This window comes from Streptomyces sp. NRRL S-244 (assembly GCF_000717915.1).
In the GTDB taxonomy this organism is placed as follows: domain Bacteria; phylum Actinomycetota; class Actinomycetes; order Streptomycetales; family Streptomycetaceae; genus Streptomyces.
Window position 1 is genome coordinate 1 of the sequence record NZ_JOCX01000032.1, and the last position, 12,273, is coordinate 12,273.

At 74.2% G+C, this 12,273-nt stretch carries 11 protein-coding genes; 8 read left to right on the top strand and 3 right to left on the bottom strand.

Annotated features, from left to right (window positions below; genetic code table 11):
- Positions 1–218: 218 nt before the first annotated feature.
- Positions 219–1,862, top strand: a complete 1,644-nt coding sequence (locus IF02_RS0128060; RefSeq protein WP_037837270.1) for an MFS transporter — start codon at positions 219–221, stop codon at positions 1,860–1,862.
- Between the two features lie 95 nt (positions 1,863–1,957).
- Positions 1,958–3,127 (top strand): acyl-CoA dehydrogenase family protein, encoded by a 1,170-nt coding sequence (locus IF02_RS0128065; protein WP_030161759.1) that lies wholly within the window; start codon positions 1,958–1,960, stop codon positions 3,125–3,127.
- 9 nt (positions 3,128–3,136) lie between these two features.
- Here the strand turns inward: IF02_RS0128065 and IF02_RS0128070 are convergent, their stop codons facing one another.
- Positions 3,137–3,586, bottom strand: coding sequence for a cell division protein SepF (locus IF02_RS0128070; protein WP_030161760.1), 450 nt, complete (start codon positions 3,584–3,586; stop codon positions 3,137–3,139).
- 282 nt (positions 3,587–3,868) lie between these two features.
- Between IF02_RS0128070 and IF02_RS0128075 the strand changes: the two genes are divergently transcribed.
- The 4 genes from IF02_RS0128075 to IF02_RS0128090 all read left to right on the top strand — a co-directional run bounded on the left by IF02_RS0128075 (position 3,869) and on the right by IF02_RS0128090 (position 8,027).
- Entirely contained in the window at positions 3,869–5,212 is a 1,344-nt protein-coding gene (locus IF02_RS0128075; protein ID WP_030161762.1) for a DUF5685 family protein, read from the top strand.
- A gap of 78 nt (positions 5,213–5,290) precedes the next feature.
- On the top strand, positions 5,291–6,121 hold the full coding sequence (locus IF02_RS0128080) for a DUF1684 domain-containing protein (protein WP_030161763.1): 831 nt from the start codon (positions 5,291–5,293) through the stop codon (positions 6,119–6,121).
- Positions 6,122–6,269: 148 nt separating this feature from the next.
- On the top strand, positions 6,270–7,145 hold the full coding sequence (locus IF02_RS0128085) for a S1 family peptidase (protein ID WP_030161765.1): 876 nt from the start codon (positions 6,270–6,272) through the stop codon (positions 7,143–7,145).
- 81 nt (positions 7,146–7,226) lie between these two features.
- A complete protein-coding gene (locus IF02_RS0128090; RefSeq protein WP_199809291.1) occupies positions 7,227–8,027 on the top strand; it encodes a hypothetical protein in 801 nt (266 codons plus the stop codon).
- On the opposite strand, the gene IF02_RS0128095 is transcribed toward IF02_RS0128090, so the two are convergent.
- Complete coding sequence (locus IF02_RS0128095) at positions 7,960–8,820, bottom strand: alpha/beta fold hydrolase (RefSeq protein WP_030161768.1); 861 nt, start codon at positions 8,818–8,820, stop codon at positions 7,960–7,962. The genes IF02_RS0128090 and IF02_RS0128095 overlap by 68 nt on opposite strands.
- Positions 8,821–8,958: 138 nt before the next feature.
- On the opposite strand from IF02_RS0128095, the gene IF02_RS0128100 reads away from it, so the two are divergent.
- Together IF02_RS0128100 and fxsBH are read left to right on the top strand one after the other, a co-directional pair.
- Positions 8,959–9,153 carry a hypothetical protein gene (locus IF02_RS0128100; RefSeq protein WP_030161769.1) on the top strand — a complete coding sequence of 65 codons (195 nt, stop codon included), beginning with the start codon at positions 8,959–8,961 and terminating at the stop codon, positions 9,151–9,153.
- A 20-nt stretch (positions 9,154–9,173) separates the two neighbouring features.
- Positions 9,174–11,513, top strand: a complete 2,340-nt coding sequence (gene fxsBH, locus IF02_RS0128105) for a radical SAM/SPASM protein FxsBH, inactivated beta-hydroxylase extension form (RefSeq protein WP_037837272.1) — start codon at positions 9,174–9,176, stop codon at positions 11,511–11,513.
- Between the two features lie 6 nt (positions 11,514–11,519).
- On the opposite strand, the gene IF02_RS0128110 is transcribed toward fxsBH, so the two are convergent.
- On the bottom strand, positions 11,520–12,077 hold the full coding sequence (locus tag IF02_RS0128110) for a TetR/AcrR family transcriptional regulator (protein WP_051696611.1): 558 nt from the start codon (positions 12,075–12,077) through the stop codon (positions 11,520–11,522).
- Between the last annotated feature and the right edge of the window lie 196 nt (positions 12,078–12,273).

The window sequence follows — 12,273 nt, forward strand, 5'->3', positions numbered from 1 at the left end:
GAGAGGGGGAGGGCGGGGTGGGGCGAGTGGCACACACCACACCGCGGTCGCCGCCGCGGTGAGAGCTTGGCCACGTGTCGGACAGACGAACTCGCGTACGCTGACGCTTCACTCGCGTGTCGATGCCGGACCCCGTAGGACGCCGCACGGTGCACCAACGCCGCGGCTCCGCAGACGCTGGTCCGCCGAGTGCGAGCGATCATCTGGGAGGTACATGCATGTCGGGGACGAACGCGGCCGCCTTCCGGCTGCGGCTGCGCGCCGCCTCCGGCGGGACCAACCGCTGGCTCGTCCTCGCGGTCCTGTGCGTCAGCCTGGTCCTCGTCGCGCTCGACGCGACGATCCTGCACGTCGCCGTCCCCTCCGTCACCGAGGACCTGCGCCCCGGTTCGGTCGAGCTCCTGTGGATCGTCGACGCCTACCCCCTGGTCTGCGCCGCCCTCCTGATCCTCTTCGGCACCCTCGGCGACCGGGTCGGCCGCCGCCGGATACTCCTCCTCGGCTACGGGCTCTTCGGCGCGGCCTCGGCGCTGGCCGCCCTGGCCGACAACGCCCAGGTGCTGATCGCCGCCCGCGCGCTGCTCGGCGTCGGCGGCGCCATGATCATGCCCGCCACCCTGTCGATCCTGCGGCAGGTCTTCCCCGACCGGCGCGAGCGGGCCCTCGCCATCGGCATCTGGACCGCCGTCGCCGCCATCGGCGCGGCCAGCGGACCGGTCCTCGGCGGGTTCCTCGTCCAGCACTTCTGGTGGGGCTCGGTCTTCCTCATCAACATCCCGCTCATGGCTCTGATACTGCCGCTCGGGCGCTGGCTGCTGCCGGAGTCGCGCGGCGCCGCCGACGGGCCGTGGGACGTGGTCGGCGCGGTCATGGCCGCCGCCGGCGTGCTGGGCTTCGTCCTCGGGGTCAAGCGGATCGGCGCGGAGCGCCGGCTCCTCGACGCCGAGGCGCTGGTGCCGCTGCTGCTCGGCGCGGCGCTGCTGATCTTCTTCGTACGGCGGCAGAAGCGGCGCACGCACCCGCTGATCGACATGCGGATGTTCTCGCGCGCCGCGTTCTCGACGTCCGTCGGGTGCATCGTGCTCGCCATGCTGGCGCTGGTCGGGCTGGAGCTGATCGCGGTCCAGTACCTGCAGCTGGTGCTGCACCTCAGCCCGCTGGAGACGGGGCTGCGGCTGCTGCCGCTGACCTTCGCGGCCATGGCGGCCGGTGCCACCGGGTCGTACACGCTGGCCCGGATCGGGCCGCGGACGATGGTGTCGCTGGGCTTCGTGCTGACGGCGTTCGCCGTGCTGCTGCTCACGTTCATGGGGCAGCACGACCGGCCGGTGCTGCTCACGGTCGGGTTCATCCTGCTCGGCTTCGGGCTGCAGACCACGCTGTTCGCGGCGTACGAGTCGATGCTGAGCGAGGCGCCGGCGGCCACGGCCGGCGGGGCGGCCTCCATAGGCGAGACCTCGTACCAGCTGGGCGCGGGGATGGGCATCGCGCTGCTCGGCAGTGTCATGAACGCGGCCTACGCGCCGGGGCTGACGCACGTGCCGGGGGTGTCGGCGTCGGATGCGGCGGGGGCCGCGAACTCCCTGGGCGAGGCGTACCAGATCGCGGGGGCGCTCGGGGGTGCGGCGGGGGAGTCGCTGTACGCGGCGGCGCGGCATTCGTTCGTGCACGGGCTGCACGTGACCCTGGTGGTCAGCGCCGGGCTGTTGCTGGCGGGGGCCGTGATGGCGCTGAAGCTGCCGCGGGTGATGGAGTGTCCGGACCTCGCACCGGACTCCGAATCGGAGCCGGTCCGCCTCCCCGCGCAGGCACAGGCGCCGGCGTCGACGCCGGACCGCGACCCGGCCGCCCGCCCGGCCTGACCGCCGCCCGGCCAGGTGGGGGTGGACCGCGGGCGGTCGCGAGGACAAACTTGCACCGCTAGGTTTCGAACCGCTGGTCCGCACCAGGAGGCGCCGTGCCCTTCGTACCCACCGATCCGCTCGGGATCGACGAGCTCCTCGCACCCGAGGACCTCGCCATCCGCGACACCGTGCGCGACTGGGCCGCCGAGCGGGTGCTGCCGCACATCGCCGGGTGGTACGAGAGCGGCGAGCTGCCCGGGATCCGGGAGCTGGCGCGAGAGCTCGGCGCGCTCGGGGCCCTCGGGATGTCGCTGGAGGGGTACGGCTGTGCCGGGGCCTCCGCCGTGCAGTACGGGCTCGCCTGCCTCGAACTGGAGGCCGCCGACTCCGGGATCCGCTCCCTCGTCTCCGTACAGGGCTCGCTCGCCATGTACGCGATCTGGAAGTACGGCTCAGAGGAGCAGAAGCAGCGCTGGCTCCCCGGCATGGCCGCCGGCGAGCTGATCGGCTGCTTCGGGCTGACCGAGCCCGACGTCGGCTCCGACCCGGCCGCCATGCGCACGTACGCCAAGCGCGACGGCACCGACTGGGTGCTCAACGGACGCAAGATGTGGATCACCAACGGCAGCGTCGCGGCCGTGGCCGTGGTGTGGGCGCAGACCGACGAGGGGATCCGCGGATTCGCGGTCCCCACCGACTCGGCCGGGTTCTCGGCGCCCGAGATCAAGCACAAGTGGTCGCTCCGGGCCTCCGTGACCAGCGAGCTGGTCATGGACGACGTACGGCTGCCCGCGGACGCGGTGCTTCCCGGGGTCACCGGGCTCAAGGGGCCGCTGGGCTGCCTCAGCCACGCGCGGTACGGGATCGTCTGGGGGTCCATGGGCGCGGCGCGCGCCAGCTTCGAGGCCGCGCTCGACTACGCGAAGACGCGGGAGCAGTTCGGCAAGCCCATCGGCGGCTTCCAGCTCACCCAGGCGAAGCTCGCCGACATGGCGCTGGAACTCCACAAGGGCATCCTGCTCGCCCACCACCTGGGCCGGCGGATGGACGCGGGCACCCTGCGGCCGGAGCAGATCAGTTTCGGCAAGCTCAACAACGTCCGCGAGGCCATCGACATCTGCCGCACCGCGCGGACCATCCTCGGTGCCAACGGGATCTCGCTCGAATACCCCGTCATGCGGCACGCCACGAACCTCGAGTCGGTGCTCACCTACGAGGGCACCGTCGAGATGCACCAATTGGTGCTGGGCAAGGCGCTCACCGGGCTCGACGCCTTCCGGTGAGGGCCCTGCTCAGCTCTGGTTGAAGAAGTCGCGCGAGCGGCCGGCGGGCTCGCCGCTCACGATCTGGGTGTCGGCCGGGGTCAGCAGGAAGACCCTGGTCGCCACCCGCTCGATCGAGCCGCGCAGGCCGAAGGTCAGGCCGGCCGCGAAGTCGACCACGCGCTTGGCGTCGGCCGGGTCCATGGACGACAGGTTCACGATCACCGGGACGCCCTCGCGGAACAGCTCGCCGATGCCGCGCGCGTCACGGAAGCCGTCCGGGGTGACCGTCGCGATCCGCCGGCCCTGCTCGACGGCCGACTCCGAGGCGACCTTGACCCGGGGGTCGGTGACCCACTGGTCGCCGGGGCCCGAGACGGAGCCCTGTGCGGCCTCCGCGTAGTCGTCGTCGTAGTAACGCTCGTCGTCGCTGTCCTCCACGAGACCCAACCAGGCACTCGCCTTGCGTACCGAACCCATGGACGCCTCCTTTCACCGCGGTCAGTTGTCTTCTCTCCGCTGCCCCTATGGTCGTCCATGATGCTGACAACGCGCCAAGTGGATAGCCGCCGCGCAGGGGTTTCGTGACGGTACTGGTGCAGAACATCCGTTGCACCGTCAAGCTTCCTGGCGGGTACCACTGCTGACTGAGTGAAAATACGACCGCTGCCGCCGTGTGGGTGACCGACGCGGACGTACGGGTGAACGATCCCGCTCGATACGATGCGCATCACGCACGCGTATGACACACGGGGGACCGGTTTGTTCGGCATCGTCAGACCCTGCACGCACCGGCTGGGTGAGCGCTTCAAGACCGAGTGGATGGCCCATCTCTGCGGGCTGTGCCTGGCACTTCGCGCCGACCACGGACAGTTCGCCCGGATCGTGACCAACTACGACGGGCTGCTCGTCTCCGTTCTGACGGAGGCTCAGTCCGGCCCGGCGGCCGGCTCCCGGCGCACCGCGGGTCCCTGCCCGCTGCGCGGGATGCGGACCGCGGCGGTGGCCAAGGGGGAGGGCGCGCGGCTCGCGGCGGCCGTCTCGCTCGTCCTCGCCTCGGCGAAGGTACGGGACCACGTGGCCGACCGGGACGGGCTGTTGGCCCGGGCGCCCGTCGCCGCCGCCGCGCGCAAGGTGGCCCGCGGCTGGGACCGGGCCGGCGCCCGCGCCGGGGCCTCGCTCGGCTTCGACACGGCCGTCCTCGTGGACGCCGTGGACCGGCAGGAAGGCATCGAGGCGCTCGCCGGGCCCGGCACGCCGGTGCTCGTGGTGACCGAGCCCACGGAGACCGCGACCGCCGCCGCCTTCGCCCATACCGCGCAGCTGGCCGGACGGCCAGGCAACGCCCCCGCGCTCGCCGAGGCGGGCCGCTACTTCGGGCGCCTCGCGCACCTGCTGGACGCCGTCGAGGACCAGGCCGCGGACGCCGCCGCCGGCGCCTGGAACCCGCTGACGGCCACCGGGACCCCGCTCGCCGAGGCCCGGAGGCTGGCCGACGACGCCCTGCACGGCATCAAGCTGGCGCTGCGCGAGGTCGAGTTCGCGGACGCCGGGCTGGCCCACCGGCTGCTCGTGCACGAGCTGAAGACCTCGGTCGACCGGGCCTTCGGGGTCACCGGCTGCGGGCACGCGGGCCAGGTCGCGGGCATGAACGCCGCGGGGCAGGGCGGCCACGGGGCGCCGCCGCAGGGCCACGGCCCGGGCCAGGCGGGCCCGTACGGCAGCGGCCCGTACGGCAGTGCTCCGTACGGCGGTGGTCCGTACGGCGGCCAGGGCGGGAATCCGTACGGCGGCGGCGCGGGCGGGGCCGGCGGCGCGGGCGGGCCCGGCGGGCCGTGGATACCCGGGCCGCCCATGGGCCCCGGCGGCGGGCTGCCCCCGCAGAAGCCGCGCCGCGGACTGCTCGCCGGCTGCGCGGTCGCGATCGGGCTGTTCTGCACCTGCCAGCTGTGCTGCACCGACCACGAGGGTCCGTGGTCCCGCAAGAAGCGGGACGCGTGGTGCGAGGCCTGCGACTGCGGCAACGGCTGCCCCGACTGCAGCGGATGCTGCGACTGCTGCAACTGCGACGGGTGCTGCTGCGACGGCTGCGGCTGCGACTGCTGAGAGCCGGTCAGATACCCACGGGGCCGGACGGCGTACAGGGAGATTCCCGTCCGGGCCCGTGTGGAAGGGTTGAGCGGCATGAGCGATGACGCAGATGACGCAGACGATCCGAAGACCGCCTGGCGGAAATGGCACGAGCATCGGGTGGCTTCCGTGTCCGCCCCCTACGGCCCCCTCTCCCTCATCGGCACCCACTGGCTCTCGGACTACCCGGAAGGTCGAATTCCGGCCGTTCCGGGGCGTTGGCGCGCCATCGAGGGCGGGGTGGCGCTGCGCGCCTCCGCCGAGGACGGCCTCAGCCTCGACGGCGAACCCTTCACCGGTGACGCCGTCCTCGCCGCCGACGAGGCCCCGCCCGCGCGCTCCCGGGTCGCCGCCGCCCACGACCTCCGGATCACCGTGATCCGGCGCGAGGGGGAATGGGCGGTCCGGGTCTTCGACCCCGGCTCCGCGGCGCGCCGGGCCTTCGCCGGCATCGAGGCCACTCCGTACGACCCGGACTTCGTGCTGCCGGGGCGCTTCCGGCCGTACGGCGAGGACCGGACCGTCCAGGTGGCGAACGCCGACGGGCGGGCGCGCGGGCTCGGCCTCGGCGGCGAGCTGAGCTTCGCGTACCGGGGCGCCGGGCACACCCTCCAGGTCGCCGTCGACGAGGACGACGGCAGCCTCTGGGCCGTGATCGGCGATGCCACCGGAGGGAGCTCCAGCTACCGCTTCCGCTTCCTCAAGCCCGGGGTTCCGGACCCCGTGGACGGCTCGATCACCGTCGACTTCAACCGGACCGTGCTGCCGCCCTGCGCCTTCGCGGACCACTTCATCTGCCCGTTCCCGCCACCGGGGAACACCCTGCCCTTCGAGGTCGCGGCGGGCGAGCGGAGGCTGAAAGATGCCCTTGCCGCCCGAATCTGACGCCGAGACACTCCCGACAGCGCCTTCCGGGGGCTTGTCAGGGGCACGACGAAATCCTGTGCGCCCGCCGTACCCCCGGCTGCGCCTCACGGGCTCCGGCGCCCCCCACTGTCCGCCGGGCCCCCGATCCCTCCCGGGAGGACGAGAAGTGAGGATCAAGAGCATCACCCGTACCCGGCTGCTCGCCGTGGCCGCCGGCCTGGCGGCCGTCGCCGGGCTCGCCGCCCCCACCGCGGCGAGCGCGGACAGCGGCTTCAGCGCGGCGCGGCTCGCCGCGGCCGGGGCCTCCGTCCAGCGTGCCGACGTCGCCGGCACCGCCTGGTACACCGACCCCGCCAGCGGAACCCTCGTGGTCACCGCCGACTCCACCGTCTCCGCCGCGGACCTCGCCAGGATCCGTACCGAGGCCGGAGCCGACGCCGCGGCCCTGCGCATCGAGCGCACCCCCGGCAAGCTGCGCAAGCTGATCTCCGGCGGCGACGCCATCTACACCTCGGGCTGGCGCTGCTCGCTCGGCTTCAACGTGCGCAGCGGGAACACGTACTACGTGCTGACCGCCGGGCACTGCACCGACGGCGCCGGCACCTGGTGGACGAACTCCTCGCACACCACCACCGTCGGCTCGACCGTCGGATCGAGCTTCCCGACCAACGACTACGGCCTGATCAAGTACGCCAGCAGTTCGCCGGTCCCGCCCGGCACCGTCGGCAGCCAGGACATCACCAGCGCCGCCAACGCCACCGTCGGGATGTCCGTCACCCGGCGCGGCTCCACCACCGGCATCCACAGCGGCTCGGTGACCGGCCTCAACGCCACCGTCAACTACGGCGGCGGCGACATCGTCTACGGCATGATCCGCACCAACGTCTGCGCCGAGCCCGGCGACAGCGGCGGCCCGCTCTACTCCGGCAGCCGCGCCATCGGCCTGACCTCCGGGGGCAGCGGCGACTGCAGCTCGGGCGGAACCACCTTCTTCCAGCCCGCCGTCGAGGCCCTCAACGCCTACGGCGTGAGCGTGTACTGACCCGACCGCCCTGCGGCACAATGAGCCCCCGCCCAACTCCCGGGCGGGGGCTCGCCTTTCGGGGGAAACGGGGTAGCGCGCATGGTCAGTGCACCTTTGGGGCGGGGCGGCTCCGCACCCGACGCGCAGCGGCGGATACGGCGCAACCGCTGGCTGTTCACCGCACCCCTCGTGCTGCTCTGCCTCCTGGGCGCCGTACTCGTCTGGGAGATCGTGCGCGGGAACATGTCCGAGGCCTCCCGCGATCACTGGCCCTGGCGGCTCCAGCTGATGAGCCCCGAACCCCTCGCCAGCCTGCTGGCCGTCGCGGCCGGCGCCGTGCTGGCCCGCGCCCAGTACGCCCGTACGGTACGGCCCGCACTGGGCTGGCGGGCCGAGTTCGTGGCGGGACAGCTGCCGGGCCCCGGCAAGGACTGGAGCGTCGGAGTCCTCAACGGCGGCCAGCACAACGTGGTGGTGGAGCACGTGGACTACCGGCTGACCCTGGCCCGCGACCCGGTCGCCGGACAGCCCGGCGAGGACGAGGGGTGGACGAGCCTGGCGGGCGTCGGCGAGCGGCTGGCCGCCGCCGGACTGCGCGCCACGGTGGACTTCCGCCTCGTCGGGATGGGAGCGGGATACCCGCTCGTCGCCACCGGTACCTACGAGACCGTCGGCGTGGGCGTGTTCTCGAAGCGGTTCATCGACGAGGTACGCGCCTTCCACATGCGCATCCAGGTCGTCGACAGCGTCGGCGACACCCACGAGCGGATCGTCCAGTGCCTCGAAGGTGCCCGCGAGGCCGTCGTCGCGCCCGTCGAGGAGGCGCATCCCGTCACAGCAGCCACTCCAGGGCCTCCGGCTGCGCGTACTGAGCCGCGAAGTGACCGGCCCCCGGCTTGAGTACGGCGGTGCTCCGGTCGATGTGCCCGGCCAGCCAGCGGAAGTGCCCCAGGGGGGAGAAGGCGTCCTCGGCGCCGTGCCACAGCAGGACCCGGCCCGGGATCGAGCCGGGGTCGAAGCCCCACGGCCGGCAGAAGGCCAGGCTGTCGTCCAGCCACCCGTACGCGGAGGTACGCAGCGCCTCGCGGTAGCCGTCCATCAGCGCCCGGTGCACATCGGGGTCCGAGATCACCGGCAGGTCGGCTTCCGACAGCTGCGCCCGCAGCTCCTCCAGCAGCCTGCCGGGATCGCTTCCGATCGCCGCCGCCCGGGGGGTGAGCCGGCGCTCCAGGGCCGCCGGGTCGCGGGCGGCGAGGGCGTAGTGCTCCGCGTTGTGGGCGGTCATGCCGGCGAACCAGTCGAGCCCGGCCCCGCCCCAGGGCGCCAGGCTGACCAGGGCCGCCGTCCCCGTCACCCGCTCCGGGAGCAGCGCCGCGCAGGCCAGGGCGTGCGGACCGCCCCCGGAGCGGCCCACGACGGCGAAGGTGTCCAGGCCCAGGGCGTCCGCCACGGCGGCGGAGTCCGCCGCGGCATCGGCCACCGTACGGCCCCGGGCGCGGTCGGAGTCCCCGTAGCCGGGCCGGTCGTAGGCGAAGAAGCGGATGCCCGGACAGCGCTCGGTGATGTCGCCCAGCGCGGTGCCGAGGCGGCTGCCGGGGGTGCCGTGGTGCAGCAGGACGGGCAGCCCGCCCGGGTCCCCCCAGTCCTCGGCGACGATCCTGCGGCCGTCCCCTGCCCTCACCTCGACGCGCACCACGCCTCCGCGGTCTACCGGCTCCCTGCGGATGTCCCTAGTCTCATCCCGACAGCTCTCGATGTCCTGCCCGATGTCCTGCCCGATGTCCTGCCCGATGTCCTGATGGAAGCACAGCCACGACCCGGAGGGGGAACCGTGACGACCATTCAGAAGCACCATCCCGCAGCCATACCGGTGAACGAGGAACACGGGGGCCGGCCCTCGCGGGCCTCCCTCGCCTCCCTCGCCGCGCGCGGCGGCGCGGAGTCCGACCGGCTCATCGACCGAGTACTGCCCGGCCGGGACGCCGCCCCGGCGGTCCGGACGGTCACCTTCAACTCCTCCCTCTGAGCGGGGGCGCCCGCGTCGCGATGGAGGCCACCGGGGCCGGTGCCGCAGCAGCGCTCATCCCGTTCCGCGAGTTCGTGGTCAAGGTGCACAGCAGATGCGATCTCGCATGCGACCACTGCTACATCTACGAGCACGCGGACCAGAGTTGGCGGCAGCGGCCCGCGGTGATCCCCGAAGCAGTCGTCGAACGCTTCGCGGAGCGGCTCGCCGAGCACGCGCGCGCCCACGCGCTGCCCTCGGTGACCGTCATCCTCCTCGGCGGCGAGCCGCTGCTGGCCGGACCCGCCCGGCTGCGACGGCTGTGCGAGGCGCTCACCCGGGCCCTCGACGGGGTGGCGGGCCTCGATCTGCGCGTGCACACCAACGGGCTGCGGCTGAACGAGTCCGTCCTCGCGCTGTTCGCCGAGTACGGGGTGGGCATCGGGGTGTCCCTCGACGGAGACCGCGCCGCCAACGACCGGCACCGCCGTTACGCGAACGGCCGCAGCAGCCACTCCCGCGTGCTCGCCGCGATCGGCCTCCTCGGCGAGGACCGCCACCGCCCCCTCTACCAGGGGCTGCTCTGTACGATCGACGTGCGGAACGACCCGGCCGCGGTGCTCGACGCGCTCCTCGCGCTCGCACCGCCGCGCATCGACTTCCTCCTGCCGCACGCCACCTGGGAGGCGCCCCCGCCCCGGCCCGACGGGCGCCCGGACGCCTACGCCCGCTGGCTGCTGCGGCTCTTCGACCACTGGGACGGCCTGGGCCGGCCGGTGCCCGTACGGCTCTTCGACTCGCTGCTGAGCACCCTGCGGGGCGGGCCGAGCCTGACCGAATCCCTGGGCCTGACCCCCACCGACCTGGTCGTCGTCGAGACCGACGGCACCCTGGAGCAGGCCGACTCCCTCAAGACCGCCCACGAGGGGGCCGCCGCCACCGGCTTCGACGTCTTCCGGCACGCCTTCGACGAGGTGGCCGCCCACCCCGGCATCCGGGCCCGGCAGCTGGGCCTCGCGGGTGTCAGCGCCGAGTGCCGCGCCTGCCCGGTGGTGCGCTCCTGCGGTGGCGGCCTCTACGCGCACCGGTACCGCGCCGGGAACGGCTTCGACAACCCGTCCGTCTACTGCGCCGACCTGAAGGCGCTGGTGGAGGGCGTCGAGCAGCGCACCGCCCGGGCCTCCGTCGCGGCCGAGGCCACCGAGCCGACTGCGCTCGCGGCCGCCCAGCAGGAGCTGACCCGGGTGCTGCTGGTCCGGCTGAACGCGGAGCTGGAGGGGCGCGGTGACGCAGACTGGCGGCGCGCCTGGGAGCTGGTCACGGCCGTCGAGGCCGAGGCGCCGGACGCGCTGGACGCCGTACTGGACCACCCGTACACCCGCACCTGGCTGCTCGCCGCCCTGGACGCCGTACGGCAGGGCAGGCCGCCGCGGGTGGCGTCCGGGCACAGGCTGTCCGCGCTGGCCGCCGCGGCCGTGGTGCGCGGGAGGCTGGAGCTGCCCGCGCCCGTGGACCACGGGGGCGGCGGGCTGTACCTGCCCACCCTCGGGCTGGTGCGCGCGGACCGGGGGCGGACCGAGGTCCGGGCCACCGAGGAGGGGTTCTCCGTACGGGGGGAGGGCGGCCGCGTACGGACCTTCGGGCCGGGCGGGGAGGCTGCGGACTGGCAGCCGGTCCGGGTCCTGGCGGGCGGAGCCGGAGCGGGCGTGCCCCCGGCGTCCCTGGTTCTGGAGGACCTGGACCCCGACCGGGGCTGCTTCGCCCTGCCGCCGGCGCCGAGGCTGGACGCGACCGGGGCCGGGCGCTGGGAGCGTCGCCTGGCCGAGGCCTGGGAGCTGCTGCACCGCACGGTGCCGGCGCGGGCGCGGGAAACGGCGGCCGGGCTGACCACGCTGACTCCGCTCGCGGGCGCGGGCGCGGGCGCGGGCGCGGGGGCGGGGGCGGTAGCGGGCGCCGGGGCGGCGGGGGAGGACGCGCGGCGCGGGCCCGGCGCGCTGGGCGTGCCGCTGGGTGCGGGCGTACGGGAGACCGCGCTCGCGCTGCTCACCGGCCGGCGGCGGGCCCGGCTGCGCGAGCTGACGGAGGTGGCCGACCTGTACGCGTCGGACGGGGAGTGGCTGCACCCGTCCCCGTGGCGGGAGGAGCCGGTGCCGGTGTCACGGCTGCTGGCGGACGCGCACGCGGCGGTGGCGGCGGAGGCGTTCCACCGGGCGGGCGGCGGGCCCGGCGGCGGGTCCGGTGGAGGACCCGGCGGCGCCGACCGGATCGAGCGCGCCCTGGACCGGCTCGACGGGGCGGCGGAACTGACGGTGAGCGGCAAGGCGGTGCTGGCCGCGCTGCGCCGGGAGTTCGCATCGGAAATGAGCGCGCCGCGCGCCTGACACGGCCTAGACGTGCGGGACGAGCAGGGCCGCTGCCGAGCGGGCCCGCTCCAGGGATGCGGCCCGGTCGGCGCCGCGCTGGCCGAGCACCACCCGGGTGCTCAGCCCGTCCAGCAGCGCGAGCAGCTCCGAGGCGCGGGCGGGGACGTCCAGGGCGGCGGCGAAGCGGCCCTGGTCCACGCCCTTCGCGAGCAGCGCCTCCAGGTCCCGCTGCCAGCCGTCGTCGATCTCCTGCTGGGCGGCGCGCAGGTCCTCGTTGGCGGGGGTGCGGGCCCACAGTTCGATCCACAGGGTCCAGCGCGGATCGCGCGGGCCGCGCGGCAGGTACAGCTCCAGGAAGAGCGCGAGCTTGCGGTGCGCGGTGACCCGGCGGGCCAGCAACTGCGTGCGCTCCGCGGCGAGTCGGTCCTCGCTCCAGCGCAGGGCGGCCAGCAGCAGCCGGTCCTTGCTGCCGAAGTAGTAGAGGATGTGGCCGCCGCTGGTGCCGAGCCGCTCGGCGAGCGCGGACATGGTGAGCTCCGCGAGCCCGTCCTCGGCGATCGCCGCCATGGCCTCTTCCAGCATCCGCTCCTGGGCGATCCGCCCGTCGCGCCGCCGCGCCGACCCCGTCGCCCCCGCTGCGCCTGCCGCTCCCGCCGCTCCCGCCACCCCGTGCCGCCTTCCCGATCTTCGTGGCCCGACCTTATCCCGGACAGGGTCTTGACGCGGTCCCGATCGGCGGCGCATCTTGAATGCCATTCAAGAACTTAGAACGTCATTC